This is a genomic window from Pantoea sp. MBD-2R, assembly GCF_039134845.1.
Lineage (GTDB): Bacteria > Pseudomonadota > Gammaproteobacteria > Enterobacterales > Enterobacteriaceae > Erwinia.
This window is the reverse complement of the sequence record NZ_CP152417.1, coordinates 1,901,494-1,925,434: the sequence shown is the minus strand read 5'-3', so window position 1 is coordinate 1,925,434 and position 23,941 is coordinate 1,901,494. Positions and strand designations below refer to the sequence as shown.

Below are 23,941 nucleotides of genomic sequence, written 5' to 3'. Positions count from 1 at the left end.
GCATTGCGCTGAATGATCGTAAGCAGCGCGGATTAACCCACGCTGTGTTCAAGGCTGATCGCCAGCAATTTTTGCGCTTCCACTGCAAATTCCAGCGGCAGCTCGGAGAAAACGTCTTTACAGAAACCGTTTACGATCATCGAGATGGCATCGTCTTCGCTGATCCCGCGTTGCAGGCAGTAGAACAGCTGATCTTCGCCAATCCGTGATGTCGTCGCCTCATGCTCCAGCTGAGCGGTATTATTGCGCGCTTCCACATAAGGGAACGTGTGCGCGCCGCACTCAGCGCCAATCAGCATTGAGTCACACTGGGTGAAGTTACGGGCGTTGGTCGCTGTTGGCATGATTTTCACCAGGCCGCGATAGGTATTCTGGCTTTTACCCGCCGAAATCCCTTTCGAGATGATGGTGGATTTGGTGTTTTTCCCGATGTGGATCATCTTGGTGCCGGTATCAGCCTGCTGATGGCCGCTGGTCAATGCTACCGAGAAGAACTCACCGATCGAGTTGTCGCCTCTGAGGATCACGCTTGGATATTTCCAGGTGATAGCAGAACCGGTCTCGGACTGTGTCCAGGACATTTTGCTGTTCTCGCCTTCGCAAAGCGCGCGCTTGGTTACGAAGTTGAGAATACCGCCTTCAGATTCGCCACCGGCGAACCAGTTCTGCACGGTGGAATATTTCACTTCAGCATCTTTGTGAATAATCACTTCCACTACGGCAGCGTGCAGCTGATAGGTGTCGCGCACGGGCGCAGAGCAGCCTTCAATATAGCTGACGTAACTGCCTTCATCGGCAATCAAAATCGTACGTTCGAACTGACCGGTTTTCGCCGCATTAATGCGGAAATAGGTCGACAGTTCCATCGGGCAGCGTACCCCTTTCGGGATATAAACAAAGGTGCCGTCTGAGGCGACAGCGGAGTTCAGCGCGGCAAAGAAGTTGTCGTTTGCCGGCACGACGGTGCCCAGATACTGTTTAACCAGCTCGGGATGCTCATGAATCGCTTCGCCAAACGAGCAGAAAATAATGCCCTGCTCTGCCAGCTTGCCGCGGTAGGTAGTGGAAACCGACACCGAGTCAAAAATCGCATCTACCGCGACTTCCTGCCCTTCACGTACCGGTACGCCCAGCTGTTTAAAGGCGTTTTCCACTTCTTCCGTCAGGTAGTTCGGTGCCTGCGCGCCAGAAGCCTGCTGAGCGCCAGGCTCAGATGCGCAGCTGTCGTCGCAGTTGCCACAGGAAGGCGCTGAGTAATAGCTGTAATCCTGATAGTTCAGCGATTTATAATTCGCTTTCAGCCAGTGTGGCTCTTCCATTTCCAGCCAGGCCGCATAGGCTTTCAGGCGGAATTCCAGCATCCAGTCCGGCTCATTGCGTTTGGCCGAAATCGCACGCACGACATCTTCACTGAGGCCGTGTTCGAATTCTTCCGTTTGCAGCTGGGTGAAAAAGCCTTCCTTGTATTTCTGATGATTCCCTTCCCAGACCTGCACGTCGTCTGATGTATCAGTATTTCGAGACATAAGCTTTACTCAACGCCAAAGCTCTCACCACAGCCGCAGGCGTGTTGAGCTTTAGGATTATTAAATTTGAAAATCTGGTTCAGGCCTTCACGAACGAAATCCACTTCGGTTCCGTCAATAAAGGGCATAGCCTGCAACGGCACGTAAAGATTCGCGCCGTTATGGCTGAAAACTAAATCATCGGTAGCCGGCTCTTTAGTCAAGTCCATGGTGTAACCGAATCCGGCACAGCCCGACGTTTTCACGCCCAGCCGTAAACCTTTCACCTGCGCGTCGCCAGCAGCCAGCGTAATAATTTGCTTAGCGGCGCTGTCGGTGAGCGTCAGTCCTTTCCAGACGTAGTCGTCAGGAGAAAAAGAAGCAGTTGATGATGATGGCATAACATTACCTCGCGAGTCTGAAGCCCTGCGGGCTGATACCCCTATGTTAGTGATAATGATAGTCTCTTCAACCTCTTGTTTTGCAGGGATTAAGGCTAACAGGGGGTTTTTCGGTCTCTTTAATCAGTTTAGACCCTGTGAAGAGGATTGCGCTTTGTGTTACAGCACGATTTAACGAAATGGTAACACATTGAAAAGCAGCCAGTAAATATCAGCCGCGCTGCGTTAAGCAGTAATAATGCTTATTTTAACTCTTTCAGCCCTGTGGCGTATTGTTATTACCAATTTATCTGAGAGGCAGCATGAATCGATAAAAATAATTGCGGGTGGCGTTGAATAATGCGCCATTTATTATATGATAATGATTATCATTAGCGCGAATGGGGCCTGTAATGAATGTGTCGATGAGTGCCTGGCTGCAACATAAGATTGATGAATACAAATTTTCCGTCCGCGATATTACCGTCGACTACTACATGGCCCAGGCAAAATTAAACCGCCCGGAATCCACTCCCGAACAACTGCGCAGGTTTAATGACACCTGTCTTGATATGGCTGAACTCTGTCAGCTTAATGGCGATGACCAAAGCTACCTGCATGCACTTGGCCGCCTTCATCAGCGCCTGATGCAGGAGTTAACCAACACCGGACGCGAACGGCTGTTTCGCATGCAGGCCTGGCAGCTGGCACGCAACACGCTCAGCCGCCTTTGTCACCAGCTGGCGCTGAACGGCGAGTGGGACAAAGCGACCCGGCTGCAAAGCGATTTCGTCAGGCACGCCTCCTGGATTATATAAGGCGATTGGGCCTTATTTTTTACCCGAGAGCACAACCGTCGTTAAGCGTGACGTACAGCATAATCGCTGTTGCTGGTCGAAAATATCGATCTGCCAGACCTGGTGCGTGCGGCCAGGATGGATCGCACGACAGACGCCACGCACTTCACCTTCACTCACTGCTCGCAGGTGGCTGGCATTGATGTCCAGTCCTACGACACGCTGATCGTCTACGCTGCAAAGATAGCCGGCAACGGAGCCCAGCGTTTCTGCCAGCACGACAGACGCTCCGCCGTGCAACAGGCCAAAGGGCTGACGCGTGCGTGCATCCACAGGCAGAGTGGCTTCAAGACTTTCGTCGTTGATGAACGTGAATACAATGCCAACATGCTCAACCATTGTACCCTGGCTAAGCTGATTTAGCTGCTCCAGCGTGGTGTGTCGTTGCCAAATGGCCATCAGACGAGTTCCAGTAAGGCCTGCAAAGGATGGCGCATGCCGTTGCCTTCGATGCGTTTTACCTGGCTGCGGCAGGAATAGCCGGTGGCAAGGCAGCGCTGGCGCGGCAGTTTTTGCAGCGCCTGATGCCATGAAAGCTCGTAGATGCCCAGGGAGTTTTCCAGATTCTTGCTCTCATGGCCGTAGGTGCCTGCCATACCGCAGCAGCCCACGCTAACGTTTTCAAGCCTGGCGCCAAACCGGGCAAAAATGCCGGCCCACTGCTGGCTCGACGCTGGCAGCGCAGTCACTTCAGTACAGTGCCCAAACAGATACCAGGATTCACCGCTTTGTGGCATAGCGGGCTGTTCCGGCAGCGCTTTTTGCAGCCACTCATGCACCAGCTGCACATGGAAATCGCCGCGCTTATCAGCCAAAATTTCTTTGTACTCATCGCGATAGCAGAGTACCAGCGCCGGATCGACGCCCACCATCGGTAGCCCCAGCATTGCCACACGATTGAGAAAGTCGGCGGTTTTCTGCGCCGTACGGGCAAAACGTTGCAGGAAACCTTTAATGTGCTGCGCCTTGCCGTTTGGCGAGAACGGCAGCACCACGGGCTGATAACCCAGCTTTTCCACCAGCGCGACGAAATCGCTGACTAATCGGGCCTCATAATAGCTGGTGAAAGGATCCTGCACGATCAGGACGTGGCGCGCACGGATCGTCTCGCTCATCGCTTCTAACTGCTCAAGCGTGGTATTCGTTGAACGGTGGCCTGCCAGCTGCTGTTTTAAATTAGGCGACGAGAGCAGCGGTAAATCCACCATGCCAATCTGCGCTTTGCTCATTTCACGCACCAGCGGCTGGCGCAGAAAAAAGTTGAAGAACTTTGGCGCTTTCGCCATCAGCGGCGCATAGCTTTCCACGCTGGCGACCAGGTAATCACTTGCCGGACGCAGGTAGCGGGTATGATAAAGCTGTAAAAAGCGGGAGCGGAAACCGGGCACGTCAATTTTGATCGGGCACTGGGTCGAACAGGCTTTACACGCCAGACAGCCGGACATCGCTTCTTTCACTTCATGTGAAAAATCGTATTCGCCACGCCTGGCGTGCCAGCTGTTACGGGTCCGCTCAATTAATCCACGCAGGCTGACTTTCTGCTCCGGCAGACGTCTCTCCAGCTCCAGCGGATCCACCCCCTGCTCTGCTAACAAGCGCAGCCATTCTCGCGTCAGCGTGGCGCGGCCTTTAGGAGAGTGGATTCGGTTACTGGTGATTTTCATTGACGGGCACATCGGGCTGCGGACATCAAAGTTGAAGCACAGGCCGTTGCCATTACATTCCATCGCGCCACGCCAGTTGGTGCGAACGTTAACCGGGATCTGGCGATCGAAGGTGCCACGTTTGACCGCATCGACCTGCATCATTGGCTCATTCACACCATAAGGCGCACAGATTTTACCCGGATTCAGCCGGTTTTCAGGGTCAAAAGCCGCTTTGATGCGGCGTAAATCATTAAACAGCTCTTCACCAAAAAAGGCCGGACTGTATTCAGCACGGAAGCCTTTGCCATGCTCTCCCCACAGCAAACCGCCATAGCGTGCTGTCAGTGCCACCACTTCATCAGAAATCTGCTTCATCAGCATTTCCTGCTGCGGATCGCACATATCCAGCGCCGGGCGCACATGTAAAACACCCGCGTCAACGTGACCAAACATGCCGTAGCTCAGGTTATGCCCATCAAGCAGCTTGCGGAACTCGACTATATAGTCCGCCAGGTGCTGCGGCGGCACGCAGGTATCCTCCACAAACGGGATAGGTTTGGCCCGACCTTTCGCATTGCCAAGCAATCCCACCGCTTTTTTACGCATGGCATAAATGCGCTCAATGCCGCTGATATCGTCACACAGCTGATAGCCAATGACGCCAGCCTGCCCCGAAGCCATTAATTCGTCCAGACGCTGGCACAAAGAGGCCAGCTGAGCGTCGATCAGCGCCTTATCATCTCCAGCGAATTCTACAATGTTCAGGCCCTGCATATCGCGATTGGGGACGTCTGCAATAAGTTCACTCACTGAGTGCCAGACGATATCTTCCCGCGCCAGATTTAACACTTTGGAATCGACAGTTTCGACTGACAACGCCTGCGCTTCTACCATAAACGGCGCGCTGCGCAGGGCAGAATCAAAAGAGTCATACTTAATATTGACCAGGCGGCGGACTGCAGGAATGGGCGTAATGTTCAACCGGCTTTCGGTAATGAACGCTAAAGTGCCTTCTGCACCACACAGCAGTCGGGTCAGATCGACTTTTTGCAGGTCATCGCTGATGACGTGCCGCAGATCGTAGCCCGTCAGGAAGCGGTTGAGCCGGGGAAACTTATCGATTATCAGCTGACGGCGATCGCGACAGCGTTCCAGCACCGTACGATAAATAACGCCTTCCGGCGTGGCTTCCCGGGCCAGCGTTTCAGCCACTGCCACCGGTACGCTTCGTGTATCCAGAATATCACCGCCGAGCAGCACCGCCCGCAGCCCCAAGACGTGATCGGACGTTTTACCGTAAACCAGCGATCCCTGACCGGATGCATCGGTATTGATCATTCCGCCCAGTGTTGCACGGTTACTGGTAGAAAGTTCGGGAGAGAAGAAATAGCCGAGGGGCTTGAGAAAGGCATTGAGCTGATCTTTAATCACGCCCGCTTCAACTTTGACCCAGCCCTGTTCAACGTTGATGTCCAGGATGCGGTTCATATGGCGGGACATATCCACTACGATCCCCTGATTCAGCGACTGACCGTTAGTGCCGGTGCCGCCGCCGCGCGGCGCAAACGTCAGGCTGCTGAAACGCGCTTCGCCAGCCAGGCGGGCCACCAGCGCCACGTCGGCTGTCGAACGGGGAAAAATCACCGCGTCGGGTAACAGCTGGTAGATGCTGTTGTCGGTGGACATTAAAAGGCGGTCGGCATAGCTGGTCGCGGTATCACCAGTAAAACCCTGCTGCTCTAACGCCTGCAAAAAATTCAGCACCAGTTGAACGAGGCCCGGCGCCTGAGAAATCTGTGGGATCATTATAGAGAGACCAAAATGTTGTGTATGACGTTTGTGCTTTGTCATGGTTTTATCACATTTTTTTATGACCTGTCGCGGTTTCAAAAAAAGCAGAGAAAAGAATAACGTGCCGTTTCAGTCGAAAATGCGTTTAATAGCCTTATCAGGAGGCCCGTCCAACGCAGCTTCAGGCCAGGGCTCCCTTTATTGCTCTTATATTGAGGTAAATGTTTATAAATGAAGAACGCGCATAAAGAATGGGATATGCCGCAAATCGTGTTTTCTTTGCTGTTTATCATTCTACTGATTGTGGCCAGTTTTTGGATTGTTCAGCCGTTCGTGCTGGGCTTTGCCTGGGCCAGCATGGTGGTGATTGCCACCTGGCCGCTGATGATTAAAATTCAGGGCTGGCTGTGGGGAAGACGTTCGCTGGCGGTCATCGCCATGACCATCATCCTGATTTTGCTGTTTATCGTCCCGATTGCGCTTCTGGTTAACAGCCTGATTGAAAACAGCGGGCCGGTGGTCGCCTGGGCGACGGCAGGTCATTTACAAATGCCGGAGATGCATTGGCTGAGGAGTATTCCGCTGGGCGGCAAAAAACTTTATGCCGTTTATCACAATATGGTGGCTGGCGGCGGCAGCGCGATTATGGCCAAGGTGCAGCCTTACATCGGGCGTACCAGCGGTTTCCTGTTTGCGCAGGCCGGACATTTTGGCCGCATTATGCTGCATCTCGGGCTGATGTTGCTGTTCAGCGTGCTGCTTTTCTGGCGCGGTGAACAGGTAGGCCACGGTATTCGTCACTTTGCTTTCCGTTTAGCCTCTCGTCGCGGCGACGCGGCGGTTTTACTGGCCGGACAGGCAATTCGTGCCGTTGCGCTTGGCGTGGTCGTCACCGCGCTGGTTCAGGGCGTGCTGGGTGGGATCGGTCTTGCTATCTCAGGTATTCCTTATGCAACCATTTTGACGGTGCTGATGATTTTCTCCTGTCTGGTGCAGCTTGGTCCGCTGGTAGTATTGATCCCGGCGATTATCTGGCTGTACTGGAGCGGAGACACGACCTGGGGCACGGTATTGCTGGTGTGGAGCTGTGTGGTTGGCACGCTGGATAACGTTCTTCGCCCAATGCTGATCCGTATGGGGGCCGATTTGCCCATGATTCTGATACTGTCCGGCGTCATTGGCGGCCTGGTGGCTTTTGGGATGATCGGACTGTTTATTGGACCGGTAGTGCTGGCTGTTTCTTATCGTCTGCTTTCCGTCTGGATGCATGAGGCGCCTGCCCCACTGGACGATCCGCTGGACGTCGTAGAAGAACTTGCTGAAATAGAACAAGAAAACATCACTAAATAGTCCTTTGAAGGCGGTCAGCCTGCTGGCCGCCTCTTTCAGAAAGCTTTCCCTTCCCTGTAATGTTTCATTTCATTAGCAACTTTTACCTGTAAAGCGCACTTTTAGCGCAACGCCATCTAACTTAAGGGCAAATGTTTACCTTTCGTACAGATTAGCGCATTAAAACAATTAGTTTCCCAAATAAAAGGTTACGGAACTTAAACTAATAAGAGGATTCTTAATGACTCACTCTGTCCGGCAGAATAGTATAAACCCTATGTTTTACAATCAACATGTTGATTTATAAACAACCTTTTTTCCCCGAATAACGTAACGAATTGCTGTGTGTAGTCTTTGCCCATCCCATGTGATGGGCTTTTTTTTTGTACGATCCAAAAGAAAAGGCCAGAAATCTGGCCTTTGCTCACTATTTTAGTGCCTTATGCTATTTTTTCGGTAATTCCGCCAAACTCAGCCAGGTCTGCACCACCGTATCGGGATTGAGTGAAAGGCTGTCAATGCCCTCCTCCATCAGCCAGGCGGCAAAATCTTCATGGTCAGAGGGTCCCTGACCACAAATGCCCACGTATTTACCGGCTTTTTTCGCCGAGCGGATAGCCATGGAAAGCAGCGCTTTTACCGCATCATTACGCTCATCAAAGAGTTCAGAGACCACCCCAGAGTCCCTGTCCAGTCCAAGTGCCAGCTGCGTCATATCGTTTGAGCCAATTGAGAAGCCGTCGAAATATTGCAGGAACTGGTCGGCCAGCAGCGCATTAGAGGGTATTTCGCACATCATAATGATAGAAAGCCCATTTTCGCCGCGCTTCAGTCCCTGACGTTCTAACTCTTCCACGACCGCTTTTGCCTGAGCTACCGTGCGAACAAACGGCACCATGATCTCGACGTTGGTCAGTCCCATTTCGTTGCGGACGCGCTTAACTGCCGCACATTCCAGTGCGAAGCAGTCACGGAAGCTGTCTGCTACGTAACGACCTGCCCCACGGAAGCCCAGCATGGGGTTTTCTTCTTCCGGCTCGTAGCGTTCTCCGCCCACCAGGTTGGCATACTCGTTGGTTTTAAAATCCGACAGCCGAACGATAACGCGCTTAGGCGCAAAGGCCGCGCCCAGGGTCGCGATCCCTTCGGTCAGGCGAGCAACATAGAACTCAACCGGATCGTCAAATCCTTTCATCATGCTACGGATTTGCTGCTGTATTTCCGGCGTCTGCCGATCAAACTCAAGCAGCGCTTTAGGATGCACGCCAATCATGCGGTTAATGATAAATTCCAGACGCGCCAGACCCACGCCTTCATTCGGTAAACAGGCAAAGTCGAAAGCGCGATCCGGGTTGCCGACGTTCATCATGATTTTCAGCGGCAGCGAAGGCATTTCATCTACCTGCGAGCTTTTCACCTCAAAATCCAGCAAATCGTCGTAGACGTAGCCCGTATCGCCCTCGGCGCAGGAGACGGTGACTTTATGACCATCCTTTAATCGATCGGTGGCGTCGCCGCAGCCTACCACTGCCGGTATACCCAACTCGCGGGCAATGATAGCCGCATGACAGGTTCGCCCACCACGATTGGTCACGATGGCCGAGGCTTTTTTCATGATCGGCTCCCAGTCGGGATCGGTCATATCCGTAACCAGCACGTCGCCTTTCTGAATGCGGTTCATTTCGCTGATGTCATGGATCACCTTGACTTCACCGGCCCCAATGCGATGGCCAATGGCGCGCCCTTCCACCACCACTTTGCTTTTACCCTGTAAGGTGTAGCGTTCCATTACCTGGCCGCTTGAACGCACGGTTTCCGGGCGTGCCTGCACGATGAAGAGTTTACCGGTGTGGCCATCTTTGGCCCACTCAATATCCATGGGTCGCTGATAATGTTTTTCGATCTGTACTGCCTGTGCGGCCAGCGCCTCCACTTCTTCACTGCTGAGGCAGAACCGATCGCGCTCCGCCTCTGGCACATCTTCGATTCTGACCTGCTCGCCATGCTCCTGCGAATCGGCATAGACCATGCGAATTTTTTTTGAGCCCATCGTGCGGCGAACAATGGCCGGACGCCCGGCCGCCAGCGTTGGCTTATGTACGTAAAATTCGTCCGGGTTTACGGCCCCCTGCACAACCATTTCGCCAAGGCCAAACGCGGCGGTGATAAAGACCACCTGATCAAAGCCCGATTCTGTATCGATCGTGAACATTACGCCAGCAGCGCCTACATCTGAGCGTACCATTCGCTGTACGCCAGCCGATAAGGCCACGCCGCGGTGATCGTATCCCTGATGTACCCGATAAGAAATAGCACGGTCGTTAAACAGCGAGGCGTAAACGTGTTTTACCGCAATCAGCACGGCGTCAAAGCCCTGAACGTTTAAGAAGGTTTCCTGCTGTCCGGCGAAAGAGGCATCCGGCATGTCTTCGGCCGTTGCCGATGAACGTACGGCGAAAGAGGCTTCATCATCATCCGCGGAGAGCTGCTGATAGGCTTCACGAATCGCCTGTTCCAGCGCGGGCTGGAAAGGGGTTTCGACAATCCACTGGCGGATCTGCTTACCTGCTTTTGCCAGTTCATCCACATCTTCAATATCAGTTTTATCCAGCAGTTCGTAAATACGCTGATTGACGCCGCTCTGATCGAGAAACTGATTGAAAGCTTCAGAAGTTGTCGCAAAACCGTTCGGCACGCTAACGCCAAGCGATGACAAATTAGTAATCATTTCACCCAGAGAGGCATTTTTGCCTCCCACCCGATCAACATCGTTCATGCCAAGCTGGTTATACCAGAGCACGAGCGGCAGGTCTTTATTGGACATTGAAGAAATCCTTTTATGATTTAACTAACTGATTGAGGACAGAGTTATACGTTTTTGAGCCTGGCACATTCTTAATACAGAAAGAAACTGTTGAATCGTTCAAGCGGGTTAAAAAATGGCTTTTAAGAAAATTCCGCACAATAAACTCTGTACGCCCGAGATGAAATTAAATATAAAAAACTTAATTATCATGAAGTTAAAAAATGACACGCTTGTCTCTGTGCCGAATTTATCCCTCATTCGATAATGATGAAAATTAAGAATGATTTTCTTGATAACACCTGTTTTTATGAATAGTAAAAGAAAACGTTATTTCATTATTCGATGTTTATTCCGTTCTGAGGCACGCAAGGGAAATAACAGATTTACTTTATTCTGTTTTAAGGTATCAATCTTATAGTGTAGTCGCCGTCAGGATTTGCTTTACAGCAGTAAATTATTTTAGTCTGCGTTAAATTCGCTACAGGATGAGAAAATGGAAACTGAAAGAAGCGTGTTTTATATTTCTGACGGGACGGCAATCACCGCCGAGGTACTGGGTCATGCAGTGTTGTCACAGTTTCCTGTTGGCATCAACAGCGTCACGCTGCCCTTTGTGGAAAATGTGCAGCGGGCACAGGCAGTTAAGGCACAAATCAATGCGCTGTATGTGAAAAGCGGCGTGCGTCCGCTGGTTTTTATCTCAATCGTCACGCCTGAAATTCGCGAGATTATCCTGCAAAGCGACGGATTTTGTCAGGATATTGTGCAGTCGCTGGTTGCCCCGCTGCAACAGGAATTAGGCCTTGCTCCGGCACCGGTAGCGAACCGGACGCATGGCCTGACGGCAAATAATCTTGGCAAATACGACGCGCGCATTGCCGCCATCGATTACACGCTCGCGCATGATGACGGCATTTCACTGCGTGGACTGGAAGATGCCCAGGTGATATTGCTGGGTGTGTCACGCTGCGGGAAAACGCCAACCAGCCTTTATCTCGCTATGCAATTTGGCATCCGGGCCGCTAACTATCCGTTTATCGCCGACGATATGGACAACCTGAAACTGCCCCCAGCCCTGAGACCTTTTCAACATAAACTGTTCGGTTTGACCATCGACCCGGAACGTCTGGCCGCCATTCGTCAGGAGCGCGCTGAAAATACCCGCTACGCTTCTATGCGCCAGTGCCGTCTTGAAGTGGGTGAAGTCGAAGCCCTTTTCCGCACCCATCAAATTCGTTACCTCAACAGCACCAACTATTCCGTTGAAGAAATCGCCACAAAAATCCTCGATATTATGGGACTTAACCGCCGCATGTATTGATCGGCAATACCCATCGCGTCAAAAAGTGATATTTCTCCCGATACGCTCGTGCGACGGGCGTTTAGGGTTGAAATCATCCTCGGGGCAAGGCTATTGTGATCGCCATCACTTCCCGGCACTCCTGCCGCTGCGAAGACAAAATTTTTGAGATCGCTATGAACAAAACAGATGAACTGCGGACCGCGCGCATCGAGAGCCTGGTTACGCCTGATGAACTGGCGAAACGGCATCCGATCACGCCCGCTGTTGTGGCAAATGTTACCGCTTCCCGCAAGCGTATTGCCCGTATCCTTTCCGGTGACGATCCTCGCCTGCTGGTGGTGATCGGTCCCTGCTCGCTGCACGATCCTGCTGCCGCCGTTGATTATGCATCCAGGCTTAACCTACTGCGAGAGCAGCATCAGTCGCGCCTTGAAATCGTTATGCGTACCTATTTCGAAAAGCCCCGTACGGTAATCGGCTGGAAAGGACTGATTTCCGATCCGGATCTCGACGGCAGCTTTCGTGTTAACCACGGATTAGACGTCGCTCGTAAGCTGTTGCTGGATATCAATGCGCTCGGGATGCCGACGGCGACTGAATTTTTAGATATGGTGACGGGGCAATTTATTGCCGATTTGATTAGCTGGGGTGCGATTGGTGCACGAACGACCGAAAGCCAGATCCATCGCGAAATGGCCTCGGCGCTCTCCTGCCCGGTAGGTTTTAAGAACGGTACGGATGGTAATATTCAGATTGCGGTGGATGCCATACGCGCGGCCCGAGCCAGCCACATGTTCTTATCGCCGGATAAAAATGGTCAGATGACCATTTACCAGACCAGCGGCAACCCGTCCGGACACGTGATTATGCGCGGCGGTAAACAGCCGAACTATCATGCGGAAGATATTGCCGCTGCCGCTGCCAGCCTGCGTGAGTTTAAGCTGCCGGAGCGTCTGGTGGTCGATTTCAGCCATGCTAACTGTCTCAAACAACATCGCCGCCAGAAAGACGTTGCCGCTTCCGTTGCTCAGCAGATCCGGGAAGGCACGCAGGCGATCGCTGGCGTAATGATTGAGAGTTTCTTACAGGAAGGCACGCAAAAGGTTGAGAGCGGTAAGCCGCTGGTTTACGGCCAGTCAATTACCGATCCCTGTCTGGGATGGGATGACAGCGAAGAGGTATTGGCGTTGCTGGCTGAGGCTGTTGAGACACGGTTTTAAGGGCGAGGTAAGGTTAACGCGGCAGCGGGTGAAAGCTGGCGGCAACAAGCGGTTGCGCCTCGCTAACTCAGTCTTACGTGGATCCCCATGCGAGGCTACCAGCAATAGCGTGGCTTATGGCAGAAATAGCTGACCGGAGAAGCGAACCGTGACGCGCAGGGACGCGCGTCACGAGCCTGGAGGGCGGATTCACGGCGAATTTGTGCTGCAACCCGCTCTTCCGTCAAAGCCCCCCACCCATTTTTAGCTTGAACAGCTTACCTCAAGCGTTTTGCCCCAGTCCGGTGGGCGACGTGTTAAATCTGCAAACTCCGGCGCGTCATCAAAGGGACGGCTCAACGCCTGATGCAGCCGGGCCAGCACGCTGATATCATCTTTCTCTGCCTGCTCAATCGCCTGCTGAGCGAGATAATTTCTCAGGATAATGGCCGGATTTACCTGCTTCATTTCCTGCTGCCGCTGCTCATCCTGTCGCGCTTCCTGAAGTAAACGCTGACGATAAACGTTATACCAGCTGTCGAAGGCTTCACGATCGATAAATTCATCGCGCAACGGCGAGCGGGATTGCTGCTGCTCGGTATCACACAGCTTGCGGAACGTCAGGGTATAATCGCTACCCTCTTTGGTCATCAATGACAGTAAACCCGTCAGGATATCATTATCATCCCGATGGGGGGTCAACAGCCCCAGCTTCGCCCGCATTTTCTCTCCCCAACAGCGCATCAGCTCAGTCTCGTAGCCAGATAGCGCCTGCTTCAGCTGGGTTGCATCCAGTAAACTGGAAAGCGCGTGAGCCAGCCGGTTGAGATTCCATAATCCCACTACCGGCTGATTGTCAAAGCTGTAACGCCCCTGATAATCGGAGTGGTTGCAGATAAAGTCAGGTTTGTAATCATCAAGGAAACCGTAAGGGCCATAGTCCAGCGTAATGCCCAAAATCGACATGTTATCGGTATTCATCACGCCATGCGCAAAACCGATACTTTGCCAGTAAGCAATCAGACGGGCCGTGCGTTTGACCACATCGCTGAACCACAGCAGGTAGCGATCCTGCTCATCCTGATATTGCGGCCAGTGATGACGAATCGCATAGTCAGCCAGCTCGCGCACTTTCTCGGGCTGGCCGCCATAGAAGAAATGTTCAAAATGGCCAAAGCGTAGATGGCTTTCAGCCACGCGCAGCAACATTGCGCCACGCTCTGTCGTCTCCCTGTATACCGGCTCATCGCTGGTTACGACGGTGAGTGCACGGGAGGTGGGCACCCCAAGATGATGCATCGCTTCCGAGGCCAGAAATTCGCGCAGTGACGAGCGCAGAACCGCGCGGCCATCTCCCATACGTGAGTATGGCGTCAGTCCGGCACCTTTCAGATGCCAGTCCATTTTTCGCCCGTCGGGAAGCTGCTGCTCGCCAAGTAACAGACCTCGTCCATCGCCAAGCTGACCGGCCCATACGCCAAACTGATGTCCACTGTAAACCTGTGCCAGAGGCTGCATGCCCGGCAACAAAGATTCACCACTCCATGGCGCGGCGGTGCTGAACAGGCTCTCGTCGATGCCCAGCTCCTGAGCCAGCGAAGGACTGTGATAAAGTAATCGTGGATTTTTAAGCGGTGTCGGCATCAGCGCGGTGTAAAAGCCGGCCAGCTCGTTGTGCCAGGTATTATTGAATTGCATGACGTCCCCTTATGATTTCCGGACGTCGCCAGGATTTGACGTCAGTTGATCGTCTAAGTGTAAACCGTCAGCGACGTAGTAAACACGGACTTATTACAGGGTTATTGCACCAGTTCGCCAGTAAGCACTTTAGGAGGATGGATAAGCGAAGGAAGGGCTTCTTCCGTTACCGGGGAAAACAGCGCACTCTGAATACCGTCAAAAGCATAATCGCTGATTTTTTCCAGTCCGCTAATATCATCAATACCTTGTACGATAATCTGCTGACAATGAGGCTTAATATGGTCCAGCACTGTACTAATTAGTGGTCTGAAAGTCAGGCGGTTAATATGATGCTGAATAAAGCCTTTATCCAGTTTGATGCGGAAAAAGAGATCGTCGTAGACGGCTTTGGAAGGCGCTTTGCCCGAACCGTAGTTCGCCAGACTTAAATCAAAGCGCTCGCTTAACGCCATCAGCCCCGGGTGATCCTTGCCCAGTTTTAAATCCGGGAAGCTTTCGTTTATTTCCAGTTCAAGCCAAGACAATCCGTCCAGTTTATATTTCAGAAAATCACTTTCAAGAATGGCCTTTGTGGAAATTTCGTCTATTTTCAACGTCACTTTCACACCCTGTTCGCTAAAAAAGGCATGATGTTTTTGAATACTGTTAATTTGGCTTTGCAGCAAGGTCATCCGTTGCTCGCAGCTCAACTGCGGGAGCAGGAGCTCTTGCGGGATCGCCACATTGGCCGTGCTGTGCGAGAAATGGGTCAGCAGTTCGACAGAGAGAAGATGCCCATCAAAACTGTAGACAGGGTTGAATGCTGTGTAACTTTTATAATCCGCTTCCAAATGGATTTTCATTTTTATTCAGCCATGATGAAGTCGCAAACTGCGCAGACTGACTCAGCAACAAGGGTCTGACAGGACCATTATTAAATTCAGCTGCGGCAGGATTGCCAGGATAAAGGATCGGCCTGTGCTAAAAGCCCTAAGCTATCACATTTCCTGCATGAAAGATGCTTAACTATTAAATCATATTTTTGCACTTTTGAAGCATAACATTGTTCGCTTTAACGGCACTTTACAAAAATCTGACATAAGTCGATTTTCCCTGTCACTTTAACCACAACAGGTTTCTTTACCGATTAAAAAATCAGGCAGCGCTGGTAATATTTTCATAAATCAAATGCCGGATAAATAAGCTTTTTCTTAAACGGTTAGCAGGCTATTAATTAGCAATAACTAAATCCGCCTTGCCTGCCAGAAAACTTTTTTCCAGTAGACATTATTTAATGAAGAACGGATAACGCCCTGGCTGGTCGAGGCATGAATAAACCGATCGTCGGTATCGTAAATGCCGACATGCAGACCATTTTCTCCCGCACCCGTTTTAAAAAAGACTAAATCCCCGGGCAATAACTCTTTTTTGGCAATTCGCGTTCCAATTTCTGTCTGTGCAGACGTCGTGCGCGGTAATTGTAAGTCAAAACGATCGCGGAAAGTCAGATAGACAAAACCGGAGCAGTCCACCCCGCCATGTCCCATACCGCCATAGCGGTAAGGCGTGCCATGCCACTGGCTAAGCTGATCGTCCAGTTGAGCGATAACGGTGATGGAGTTAGACAGTCGCGCGTTTGGCGGCGGCGCATGACTGCTGCAACCCGCGAGCACGAAAGCAATAAACAGAAACCAGCAGCGCATAACAGGATCCCTCATAAGTTGTGACTACTTTACTGACGAAAAGGCCTGCCGACAATATACGTCATGCTTTCAAAGGAATGTCGTCAGGATTTGTTGTCCTTCAATGCACAGGCGCTTAAAAGGAACCTCATAAACCGCTGACAGGGTTGCCGGTTGCAGAACCTCCCCGGCGCTGCCCTGTTGTACCAGCGCGCCGTTTTTTAATAGCCAGACACGTTGTGCATGATGCAGGCTGTGATTAAGATCGTGCCCGCTCATGATGACCGTCAACCCGGCGTTCACCTGCGCATTAATATAACGATCGAAAGCGGCCTGTTGGGCAAGATCCAGGCCGGTAAGCGGCTCATCCAGCAACAGTAACTGCCCCTGCGGCTGAGCCATCTGACAGAAGACCGCCACCAGACGCACCCGCTGCCACTCCCCGCCCGAAAGCTTATCCAGAGAACGCGTCAGCTTATTATCCAGCTGGAAGCTTTCACACAGCGCCATTAACGTACGGTCATCAGCGCCGATCTGATGCATCTGAAGATAATGCCAAACCGGCATAGTCCCCGAAGGGATCTGCTGTTGCGTAAGCCAGGCGCGATGCCGGGCCAGCGCATAGCCTGACCAGCGGTTCAGCGGCTGCCCCAAAAATTCTATTTTGCCGGACGCCGGTAATAAACCCGCAAGACAGGCGAGCAATGAACTCTTTCCGGCCCCGTTCGGTCCCAGCAGGTGAATCAGCTGCCCTTTCCTGACCTGCACGCTAAAGGAACTCAGGCGTTGCGCTACCGCAACGCCTTCGCAATGCAGCAGCATTTATTTCGCCAGCGCCGCTTTGATGCTTTCCATCACGATAGGGTCTTCCGGCGTCATGTCAGGTGAGAAACGCTGAATTACCGTGCCGTCACGTCCAATCAGGAATTTTTCAAAGTTCCACAGGATATCGCCCGTCTCCTTTGGACCGCGCCCTTTGCTGACCATTTTTTCCAGAAAACCGCTGCTTTCCGGCGAAACGGCTTCCGGCTTTGCCGCAACAAGCTGGCGATAGAGTGGATGACGCTGTGGACCATTAACCTCGATTTTTTCAAACAGCGGGAAAGTCACCCCGTAGGTGCTACTACAAAAGGTTTTGATCTCTTCTGCGCTGCCCGGCTCCTGCCCAAGGAAGGCGTTACACGGAAAACCCAGTACCGAGAAACCCCGATCGTGCCAGGCTTTGTGAATGTTCTCCAGCTGCTCATATTGCGGGGTCAAACCGCATTTAGACGCAACGTTGACCACCAGCAGCACCTGGCCCTGCCATTTAGCCAGCGAGGTCGGTTCACCATCCAGCGTCACCAGTTCTGTATCAAAAATAGTCATGGATTGTTCCTGTATCAGAAGGGAGAAGTAAACCGGCCAGAAACTACGGCCGGTTGCGTAACAGTAACCAGATAAAAACCGGCGCGCCCAGCGTCGCCGTCACCACGCCAATGGGCAATTCTGCCGATACAATCGCTATGCGTGCCAGGATATCGGCAGCCAGCAATACGCCGCCGCCTGCCAGCGCACAGGCGGGTAACAGCATTCGGTGATCGTGAATGCCGTTAAGGCGCAAAATATGTGGGATAACCAAACCAATAAAGCCGATAGCGCCTGCCAGCGCCACGCTTACGCCTGTCAGCCAGCCAGTGGCAAGCACCAGTATGTTTCGCCACAGTAGAAGTGGCAAACCCAGCTGTCGCGCAGAAACCTCGCCCAGCGCAAGCAGATTCAGTACCCGCCAGCGGGTACTGAGCCAGATCAATACCGGCAACAGCGCCAACAGTAAACCGCTATAGCGCCAGTCCGTGCCGCTAAAGCCGCCCATCATCCAGTACATCAGCTGACGCAGATCCAGATTGGTACTGAAATAGACTATCCAGGTCATGATGGCGCTACAAATAATGCCAAGCGCCACGCCAGCCAGCAACAGCCGACTGCTGGAAAGATGCCGGCGCGAAAAATGCAGCAGGATAAAGGTGACTAACAGCGCGCCTGCTATTGCAAATAAACTCAGCTGCCACAGCATCTGTACACCGGCAAAAATACTCAATACAAGTCCTACGCCGGCCCCATTCGCCACGCCCAGCAGGCCTGGCTCCGCAAGTGCGTTTTCAAACAGTGCCTGCATCACCACGCCACAGACGGCCAGCGATGCGCCAACTAACAGAACAGCCAGCGTGCGCGGCAGACGCAGCTGCCAGACAAACAGCCGAGCTTCATCACTAAACCAGACGTTCGGCGGTAACCAGCGGTCGCCGGTACAAAGACTGAGGATCGCCATCGTCACGCTGAACAGCACAAGAGCAGCCAGCCACCGGCGCTGATGGCGACGAGCCAGTTTCATCTGTTGTGAAAGCAGAGTCATTCGCGAGTTCTTAATGAAATCAGTAGGTTGATTTTAGAGGGAAACGCTGAAAAAGAAAGTGGGTTTGGGACGTCGATAAAAAAGGCCGCAAAAGCGGCCTTTTATAGATGCGTCAGTCTTCTTTCGGCGTAGCGTTTTCTACCCGGCTTTTGAGCTTCTGCCCAGGCCGGAAAGTCACCACGCGACGCGCCGTAATCGGAATATCTTCGCCGGTCTTGGGATTACGTCCCGGACGTTGATTTTTGTCGCGAAGGTCGAAGTTGCCAAATCCTGACAGTTTCACCTGTTCACCGTTCTCCAAAGCACGACGCACTTCTTCAAAAAACAGCTCTACCAGCTCTTTGGCATCCCGTTTGCTAAGCCCCAGCTTCTCAAACAGATATTCAGACATCTCAGCTTTTGTAAGCGCCATAGGTTCAATCCCTCAAGGTTGCCTGGAATCGCTCTTTTAACGCCGCAACACATTTGGCGACGGTTGCAGCGATCTCCTCTTCTTCGAGTGTCCGGCCGGTATCTTGCAAAATCAGGCTGATAGCGAGGCTCTTAAAACCTTCATTTACACCCTTACCGCGGTACACGTCAAACAAGTTTACGCCAACTACCTGATTTACGCCAACTTTCTTACACTCGGCGATGATATCTGCTGCAGGGACGTTTTCAGCCACCAATACGGCGATATCGCGACGGTTTGCCGGGAAACGTGAAATCTCGCTCGCATCAGGCAGGACGCGGTCTGACACCTTATCCCACTCCAGTTCGAACACCACGGTACGGCCGTTAAGATCCAGTTTCCGTTCAAGTTCCGGATGCACAACACCCAGATAACCTATGCGCTCATCGTGTAAATAAATGGCGGCGCTCTGTCCCGGATGCAGGGCTGGATTAGCCTCAGCACGGAACTGAATGTCAGCCAGTTTACCCGTTAAATCGAGCACGGACTCTAAATCACCTTTTAAATCATAGAAGTCAACTGACTCACGCGCCAGATCCCAGTGCTCTTCATATCGCGTACCGCTGATCACACCCGCCAGCATAACATCCTGTCGGATACCGAGGTTTGCCTGTGTATCAGGGACAAAGCGCAATCCGCTTTCAAAAAGACGCACGCGACTTTGCTGGCGATTTTGATTGTAAACCACGGCAGAAAGCAGGCCTGTCCATAAAGAGAGGCGCATCGCCGACATTTCAACCGAGATTGGGCTGGGCAGTACCAAAGGATCAAAGCCCGGATGCAGCAGCGCCTGAACTTTAGGATCGACAAAGCTGTAGGTGATCGCTTCCTGATAACCTTTGTCCACCAGCAGCGCTTTCACACGCTTCAGCGACAGATTGGCTTCACGATGCGAGGTCATAATCAGACCAGCCTGAACCGGCACATCAGGAATATTGTTGTAGCCGTAAACACGAGCAACTTCTTCCACCAGGTCTTCTTCGATTTGCATATCGAAACGCCACGATGGCGCGACTGCCTGCCAGCTGCCTTCCCCTTCCGTGACTTCACAGCCTAAACGATTCAGGATATCGCTCACTTCGCTGTCAGAAATAACATGACCGATCAGGCGATCCAATTTTTCACGGCGCAGCGTAATGGTTGCGCGTGCTGGCAATGACGCCGGGTTAGTCTGATCGATGACCGGACCTGCTTCACCACCACAGATATCCAGCAGCAGGCGTGTAGCACGCTCCATCGCTTTCAGCTGCAGCTGTGGATCGACACCACGCTCGTAACGATGAGAGGCATCGGTATGCAGGCCATGACGGCGAGCACGGCCGGTGATCGACAGCGGGCTGAAGAAGGCGCACTCAAACAGCACGTTGGTGGTTTCTTCATTGACGCCAGAGTGCTCGCCGCCAAAGATGCCGCCCATTGCCAGCGCTTTATGGTGGTCGGCGATAACCAGCGTATCGGCGTTCAGTTTGGCTTCCGTGCCGTCCAGCAGCGTCAGGGTTTCGCCCTCTTCTGCCATCCGCACGATAATGCCGCCGTCAATGCGATCCAGATCGAAAGCGTGCATCGGCTGGCCCAGCTCAAGCAGCACGAAGTTGGTGATATCAACGATCGGATCGATAGAGCGGATACCGCAACGACGCAGCTTCTCACGCATCCACAGCGGTGTTGCTGCCTTAACGTTAACGCCTTTGATTACGCGGCCCAGATAACGTGGGCAGGCATCGACAGCATCGACACGGATTGGGAAAGTATCCTGAATAGTTGCGGCAACCGGCGAAATTTGTGGCTCGGTCAGCGACATTTTATTCAGTACGGCGACGTCGCGGGCAACGCCGATAATGCCTAAACAGTCAGCCCGGTTAGGCGTCACGCTGATTTCAATCGTGCTGTCGTCGAGCTTCAGATATTCACGAATATCCGTGCCGACAGGCGCATCCAGCGGCAGTTCAATAATCCCGTTGTGATCGTCAGAAATACCCAGCTCGGAGAAGGAACACAGCATGCCTTCAGAAGGCTCACCGCGCAGCTTAGCCGCTTTGATTTTGAAATCACCCGGCAGTACGGCACCGACGGTGGCGACGGCCACTTTTAAGCCCTGGCGGCAGTTCGGTGCGCCACAAACAATATCCAGCAGGCGATCGCCACCTGTGTTGATTTTTGTTACGCGCAGTTTGTCTGCATTAGGATGCTGGCCGCACTCCACCACTTCACCCACAACTACGCCGTGAAAAGCACCGGCTACTGCATCCACGCCGTCCACTTCCAGACCGGCCATGGTGATTTGTTCACTCAGTGCTGCACTGTCAACAGACGGATTAACCCACTCACGTAACCAGAGTTCGCTGAATTTCATTGGAATAACCCACCCTTATTTAAACTGTTTGAGGAAACGTAAATCATTTTCGAAGAAGGCGCGCAGATCGGTCACGCCGTAACGCAGCATGGTCAGACGCTCCATTCCCATCCCAAAGGCAAAGCCGGAATAGACTTCAGGATCGATACCGACGTTACGCAGAACGTTTGGATGCACCATGCCGCAACCCAGAACTTCCAGCCACTTGCCATTTTTGCCCATCACGTCCACTTCCGCAGAAGGTTCGGTGAAGGGGAAATAGGAAGGACGGAAACGCACCTGTAAGTCTTCTTCAAAGAAATTATTCAGGAAATCGTGCAGGGTTCCTTTCAGGTTGGTAAAGCTGATGTTTTTATCAACAATCAACCCTTCCATCTGGTGGAACATTGGGGTGTGCGTCTGATCGTAATCGTTACGATACACGCGGCCCGGCGCGATAATACGGATCGGCGGCTGCTGGTTTTTCATCGTGCGGATCTGCACGCCAGACGTTTGGGTACGCAGCAGGCGGGTCGCATCAAACCAGAAGGTATCGTGATCGGCGCGAGCAGGATGGTGTCCCGGAATATTCAGCGCATCAAAGTTGTGATAGTCGTCTTCAATTTCAGGCCCGGTTTCAACCGCGAAGCCCAGCTCGCCAAAGAAAGTTTCGATACGATCGATCGTACGCGTAACCGGATGCAGGCCACCATTCTCGATACGACGTCCCGGCAGCGAGACATCAATCGTCTCTTCAGCCAGACGAGCGTTAAGCGCCGCAGACTCCAGATCGTTTTTACGTGCGTTGAGCGCTTCCTGCACCTGCTGCTTGGCTTCGTTAATGATAGCGCCTGCAGCAGGACGCTCCTCCGCTGGCACCTCGCGCAGCGTGGTCATCTGCAGCGTCAGATGACCTTTTTTCCCTAAATACTCAACGCGTACCGTATCTAACGCGGCAACATCGGGTGCATCTGTAATGGCCGCTTTCGCGTTTGCCACCAGTTCTGCGAGATGTGACATGCTTTCCTCTTCTTCCAGCCGCCGTGGCCGGTCTGTTTTTTATGGGGACGACTCTGTCCTGGATTTGCTACGCCGGAAATAAAAAAGCCTCCACGAGGGAGGCTTTCAGCGCGATTTTTCGTTTCTTTTCTTTGCGCAAAAGCCCCCGATGTTCAGGTGCTAAAGTAAAAAAAGAAACGAAAATTCGCGTTCATGCTTGTATTACCTTGTTGTCATTCGCCGTATCAGCGCCCTATTGAAAAACGCATGGATAAAAATGTCAACAAATTGCTTAAGTTACACAAAATAAAAGAGGGAGACCAGCTCCCTCTTTCACCTGACTTACGCCAGAGCTGATTTCGCTTTTTCAACAAGTGCAGAGAATGTCACTTTGTCGAATACGGCGATGTCAGCCAGAATCTTACGGTCGATTTCGATCGAAGCCTTTTTCAGGCCATTGATGAAACGGCTGTAAGAAATACCGTTAGTGCGTGCCGCTGCGTTGATACGCGCGATCCACAGCTGACGGAACTGACGCTTACGCTGACGACGGTCACGGTAAGCATACTGACCAGCTTTGATAACAGCCTGGAAAGCAACGCGGTATACACGTGAACGTGCACCGTAGTAGCCTTTAGCTTGTTTTAAGATTTTTTTGTGACGTGCGCGAGCAACTACACCACGTTTTACACGAGCCATTTAGCTCTCCTGTTTAATATTCTGATTTAAAAAAAAATTACTTATGCGTACGGCAGGCAGGCAATAACCAGACCCAGATCGCCTTTAGACACCATGCCTTTCGGACGCAGATGACGTTTACGCTTAGTAGATTTTTTAGTCAGAATATGACGCAGGTTTGCGTGTTTACGCTTGAAGCCACCAGAGGCGGTCTTCTTGAAGCGCTTAGCCGCGCCACGTACAGTTTTAATCTTTGGCATTTAAAACATCCACTTCGCATTGTTAATAAAATAAAACAGACAGGCGGACAACAATCCGACGGCATACACCGTCGGGTCGCGGTCACTTTATGGCCTACTGTTTCTTCTTAGGAGCGAGCACCATGATCATCTGACGACCTTCGATCTTCGAAGGGAAGGATTCGACAATCGCCAGATCCATGTCTTCACACAGATCTTTACGGACGCGGTTAAGCACTTCCATACCGATCTGCTGGTGCGCCATCTCACGACCGCGGAAACGCAGCGTGATTTTGGCTTTATCACCCTCTTCCAGAAAGCGAATCAGGTTGCGTAGTTTTACCTGATAGTCGCCATCATCGGTACCAGGACGGAATTTAATTTCCTTAACCTGGATAACTTTTTGCTTTTTCTTCTGTTCTTTAGAAGATTTGCTCTTTTCATAGAGGAACTTGCCGTAATCCATAATACGGCAAACGGGCGGCTCGGCGTTAGGGCTGATTTCTACTAAATCAACGCCTGCTTCCTCAGCTTTTTCCAAAGCCTCATTCAGACTGACAATACCAATCTGCTCGCCATCGACGCCAGTCAGTCGTACTTCTGTGGCGCGGATTTCTCTGTTAATGCGATTAGGACGCGCCGGTTGAACTCGTTTTCCGCCTTTAATAC

General features: G+C 52.1%; 21 protein-coding genes, 1 other RNA gene, 1 pseudogene and 1 other annotated feature. Of the genes and pseudogenes, 5 read left to right on the top strand and 18 right to left on the bottom strand.

The window, feature by feature from the left end; all coding sequences use genetic code 11:
- Positions 1 to 32: 32 nt before the first annotated feature.
- Positions 33 to 1,526 (bottom strand): Fe-S cluster assembly protein SufB, encoded by a 1,494-nt coding sequence (gene sufB, locus AAGQ96_RS09010; RefSeq protein ID WP_147197298.1) that lies wholly within the window; start codon positions 1,524 to 1,526, stop codon positions 33 to 35.
- A 5-nt stretch (positions 1,527 to 1,531) separates the two neighbouring features.
- Positions 1,532 to 1,906 (bottom strand): Fe-S cluster assembly scaffold SufA, encoded by a 375-nt coding sequence (gene sufA / locus AAGQ96_RS09005; protein WP_342755307.1) that lies wholly within the window; start codon positions 1,904 to 1,906, stop codon positions 1,532 to 1,534.
- A gap of 392 nt (positions 1,907 to 2,298) precedes the next feature.
- Here sufA and AAGQ96_RS09000 point away from each other — a divergent pair, with 392 nt between their 5' ends.
- A complete protein-coding gene (locus AAGQ96_RS09000; protein WP_147197293.1) occupies positions 2,299 to 2,703 on the top strand; it encodes a hypothetical protein in 405 nt (134 codons plus the stop codon).
- Positions 2,704 to 2,715: 12 nt separating this feature from the next.
- On the opposite strand, the gene AAGQ96_RS08995 is transcribed toward AAGQ96_RS09000, so the two are convergent.
- Together AAGQ96_RS08995 and AAGQ96_RS08990 are read right to left on the bottom strand one after the other, a co-directional pair.
- The gene (locus AAGQ96_RS08995) at positions 2,716 to 3,141 is read right to left on the bottom strand and encodes a hotdog fold thioesterase (protein ID WP_147197290.1); all 426 of its coding nucleotides are present in this window, start codon (positions 3,139 to 3,141) and stop codon (positions 2,716 to 2,718) included.
- Entirely contained in the window at positions 3,141 to 6,194 is a 3,054-nt protein-coding gene (locus tag AAGQ96_RS08990) for an FAD-binding and (Fe-S)-binding domain-containing protein (RefSeq protein WP_342755538.1), read from the bottom strand. Before AAGQ96_RS08990 ends, AAGQ96_RS08995 begins: the two co-directional genes overlap by 1 nt.
- A gap of 216 nt (positions 6,195 to 6,410) precedes the next feature.
- On the opposite strand from AAGQ96_RS08990, the gene ydiK reads away from it, so the two are divergent.
- Positions 6,411 to 7,529 (top strand): AI-2E family transporter YdiK, encoded by a 1,119-nt coding sequence (gene ydiK, locus AAGQ96_RS08985; protein ID WP_147197289.1) that lies wholly within the window; start codon positions 6,411 to 6,413, stop codon positions 7,527 to 7,529.
- Positions 7,530 to 7,785: 256 nt separating this feature from the next.
- An RNA gene (rprA, locus tag AAGQ96_RS08980) (antisense sRNA RprA) lies at positions 7,786 to 7,894 on the top strand.
- Between the two features lie 59 nt (positions 7,895 to 7,953).
- Here rprA and ppsA read toward each other — a convergent pair.
- The gene (gene ppsA, locus AAGQ96_RS08975; RefSeq protein WP_342755306.1) at positions 7,954 to 10,332 is read right to left on the bottom strand and encodes a phosphoenolpyruvate synthase; all 2,379 of its coding nucleotides are present in this window, start codon (positions 10,330 to 10,332) and stop codon (positions 7,954 to 7,956) included.
- Between the two features lie 475 nt (positions 10,333 to 10,807).
- Here ppsA and AAGQ96_RS08970 point away from each other — a divergent pair, with 475 nt between their 5' ends.
- On the top strand, positions 10,808 to 11,635 hold the full coding sequence (locus AAGQ96_RS08970; protein WP_147197285.1) for a pyruvate, water dikinase regulatory protein: 828 nt from the start codon (positions 10,808 to 10,810) through the stop codon (positions 11,633 to 11,635).
- A gap of 155 nt (positions 11,636 to 11,790) precedes the next feature.
- Complete coding sequence (locus tag AAGQ96_RS08965) at positions 11,791 to 12,837, top strand: 3-deoxy-7-phosphoheptulonate synthase (protein WP_147197283.1); 1,047 nt, start codon at positions 11,791 to 11,793, stop codon at positions 12,835 to 12,837.
- Between the two features lie 243 nt (positions 12,838 to 13,080).
- Here the strand turns inward: AAGQ96_RS08965 and AAGQ96_RS08960 are convergent, their stop codons facing one another.
- The 13 genes and pseudogenes from AAGQ96_RS08960 to infC form a co-directional block, all read right to left on the bottom strand.
- On the bottom strand, positions 13,081 to 14,514 hold the full coding sequence (locus AAGQ96_RS08960) for a YdiU family protein (RefSeq protein WP_342755305.1): 1,434 nt from the start codon (positions 14,512 to 14,514) through the stop codon (positions 13,081 to 13,083).
- Between the two features lie 101 nt (positions 14,515 to 14,615).
- Positions 14,616 to 15,359: an EAL domain-containing protein gene (locus tag AAGQ96_RS08955; RefSeq protein ID WP_147197279.1), complete on the bottom strand. Its 744-nt coding sequence runs from the start codon at positions 15,357 to 15,359 to the stop codon at positions 14,616 to 14,618.
- Positions 15,360 to 15,740: 381 nt separating this feature from the next.
- Entirely contained in the window at positions 15,741 to 16,199 is a 459-nt protein-coding gene (locus tag AAGQ96_RS08950; RefSeq protein WP_147197277.1) for an NlpC/P60 family protein, read from the bottom strand.
- Between the two features lie 69 nt (positions 16,200 to 16,268).
- Positions 16,269 to 17,000 carry a vitamin B12 ABC transporter ATP-binding protein BtuD gene (gene btuD, locus AAGQ96_RS08945; RefSeq protein ID WP_342755304.1) on the bottom strand — a complete coding sequence of 244 codons (732 nt, stop codon included), beginning with the start codon at positions 16,998 to 17,000 and terminating at the stop codon, positions 16,269 to 16,271.
- Positions 17,001 to 17,546: a glutathione peroxidase gene (locus tag AAGQ96_RS08940; RefSeq protein ID WP_147197273.1), complete on the bottom strand. Its 546-nt coding sequence runs from the start codon at positions 17,544 to 17,546 to the stop codon at positions 17,001 to 17,003.
- A 43-nt stretch (positions 17,547 to 17,589) separates the two neighbouring features.
- On the bottom strand, positions 17,590 to 18,573 hold the full coding sequence (gene btuC / locus AAGQ96_RS08935) for a vitamin B12 ABC transporter permease BtuC (RefSeq protein ID WP_342755303.1): 984 nt from the start codon (positions 18,571 to 18,573) through the stop codon (positions 17,590 to 17,592).
- 112 nt (positions 18,574 to 18,685) lie between these two features.
- The gene (gene ihfA / locus AAGQ96_RS08930; RefSeq protein WP_004157378.1) at positions 18,686 to 18,985 is read right to left on the bottom strand and encodes an integration host factor subunit alpha; all 300 of its coding nucleotides are present in this window, start codon (positions 18,983 to 18,985) and stop codon (positions 18,686 to 18,688) included.
- A 4-nt stretch (positions 18,986 to 18,989) separates the two neighbouring features.
- The gene (pheT, locus tag AAGQ96_RS08925) at positions 18,990 to 21,377 is read right to left on the bottom strand and encodes a phenylalanine--tRNA ligase subunit beta (RefSeq protein WP_342755302.1); all 2,388 of its coding nucleotides are present in this window, start codon (positions 21,375 to 21,377) and stop codon (positions 18,990 to 18,992) included.
- Between the two features lie 15 nt (positions 21,378 to 21,392).
- Positions 21,393 to 22,376, bottom strand: a complete 984-nt coding sequence (pheS, locus tag AAGQ96_RS08920) for a phenylalanine--tRNA ligase subunit alpha (protein WP_147197267.1) — start codon at positions 22,374 to 22,376, stop codon at positions 21,393 to 21,395.
- A gap of 77 nt (positions 22,377 to 22,453) precedes the next feature.
- Positions 22,454 to 22,579 (bottom strand) — a sequence feature (Phe leader region).
- Positions 22,529 to 22,570: pseudogene (locus tag AAGQ96_RS08915) on the bottom strand (hypothetical protein). Its footprint overlaps the feature before it by 42 nt.
- A 118-nt stretch (positions 22,580 to 22,697) precedes the next feature.
- Positions 22,698 to 23,054 carry a 50S ribosomal protein L20 gene (gene rplT / locus AAGQ96_RS08910; RefSeq protein ID WP_147197262.1) on the bottom strand — a complete coding sequence of 119 codons (357 nt, stop codon included), beginning with the start codon at positions 23,052 to 23,054 and terminating at the stop codon, positions 22,698 to 22,700.
- Positions 23,055 to 23,095: 41 nt separating this feature from the next.
- Positions 23,096 to 23,293 carry a 50S ribosomal protein L35 gene (gene rpmI, locus AAGQ96_RS08905; RefSeq protein ID WP_004157374.1) on the bottom strand — a complete coding sequence of 66 codons (198 nt, stop codon included), beginning with the start codon at positions 23,291 to 23,293 and terminating at the stop codon, positions 23,096 to 23,098.
- 94 nt (positions 23,294 to 23,387) lie between these two features.
- Complete coding sequence (infC, locus tag AAGQ96_RS08900) at positions 23,388 to 23,939, bottom strand: translation initiation factor IF-3 (RefSeq protein WP_071995442.1); 552 nt, start codon at positions 23,937 to 23,939, stop codon at positions 23,388 to 23,390.
- Positions 23,940 to 23,941 lie beyond the last annotated feature (2 nt).

Excerpts from the sequence above, each read along its gene's own strand:
- sufB (WP_147197298.1), bottom strand. The coding sequence starts at position 1,526 with ATGTCTCGAAATACTGATACATCAGACGACGTGCAGGTCTGGGAAGGG.
- sufA (WP_342755307.1), bottom strand. The coding sequence starts at position 1,906 with ATGCCATCATCATCAACTGCTTCTTTTTCTCCTGACGACTACGTCTGG.
- AAGQ96_RS09000 (WP_147197293.1), top strand. The coding sequence starts at position 2,299 with ATGAATGTGTCGATGAGTGCCTGGCTGCAACATAAGATTGATGAATAC.
- AAGQ96_RS08995 (WP_147197290.1), bottom strand. The coding sequence starts at position 3,141 with ATGGCCATTTGGCAACGACACACCACGCTGGAGCAGCTAAATCAGCTT.
- AAGQ96_RS08990 (WP_342755538.1), bottom strand. The coding sequence starts at position 6,194 with ATGATCCCACAGATTTCTCAGGCGCCGGGCCTCGTTCAACTGGTGCTG.
- ydiK (WP_147197289.1), top strand. The coding sequence starts at position 6,411 with ATGAAGAACGCGCATAAAGAATGGGATATGCCGCAAATCGTGTTTTCT.
- ppsA (WP_342755306.1), bottom strand. The coding sequence starts at position 10,332 with ATGTCCAATAAAGACCTGCCGCTCGTGCTCTGGTATAACCAGCTTGGC.
- AAGQ96_RS08970 (WP_147197285.1), top strand. The coding sequence starts at position 10,808 with ATGGAAACTGAAAGAAGCGTGTTTTATATTTCTGACGGGACGGCAATC.
- AAGQ96_RS08965 (WP_147197283.1), top strand. The coding sequence starts at position 11,791 with ATGAACAAAACAGATGAACTGCGGACCGCGCGCATCGAGAGCCTGGTT.
- AAGQ96_RS08960 (WP_342755305.1), bottom strand. The coding sequence starts at position 14,514 with ATGCAATTCAATAATACCTGGCACAACGAGCTGGCCGGCTTTTACACC.
- AAGQ96_RS08955 (WP_147197279.1), bottom strand. The coding sequence starts at position 15,359 with ATGAAAATCCATTTGGAAGCGGATTATAAAAGTTACACAGCATTCAAC.
- AAGQ96_RS08950 (WP_147197277.1), bottom strand. The coding sequence starts at position 16,199 with ATGCGCTGCTGGTTTCTGTTTATTGCTTTCGTGCTCGCGGGTTGCAGC.
- btuD (WP_342755304.1), bottom strand. The coding sequence starts at position 17,000 with ATGCTGCTGCATTGCGAAGGCGTTGCGGTAGCGCAACGCCTGAGTTCC.
- AAGQ96_RS08940 (WP_147197273.1), bottom strand. The coding sequence starts at position 17,546 with ATGACTATTTTTGATACAGAACTGGTGACGCTGGATGGTGAACCGACC.
- btuC (WP_342755303.1), bottom strand. The coding sequence starts at position 18,573 with ATGACTCTGCTTTCACAACAGATGAAACTGGCTCGTCGCCATCAGCGC.
- ihfA (WP_004157378.1), bottom strand. The coding sequence starts at position 18,985 with ATGGCGCTTACAAAAGCTGAGATGTCTGAATATCTGTTTGAGAAGCTG.
- pheT (WP_342755302.1), bottom strand. The coding sequence starts at position 21,377 with ATGAAATTCAGCGAACTCTGGTTACGTGAGTGGGTTAATCCGTCTGTT.
- pheS (WP_147197267.1), bottom strand. The coding sequence starts at position 22,376 with ATGTCACATCTCGCAGAACTGGTGGCAAACGCGAAAGCGGCCATTACA.
- rplT (WP_147197262.1), bottom strand. The coding sequence starts at position 23,054 with ATGGCTCGTGTAAAACGTGGTGTAGTTGCTCGCGCACGTCACAAAAAA.
- rpmI (WP_004157374.1), bottom strand. The coding sequence starts at position 23,293 with ATGCCAAAGATTAAAACTGTACGTGGCGCGGCTAAGCGCTTCAAGAAG.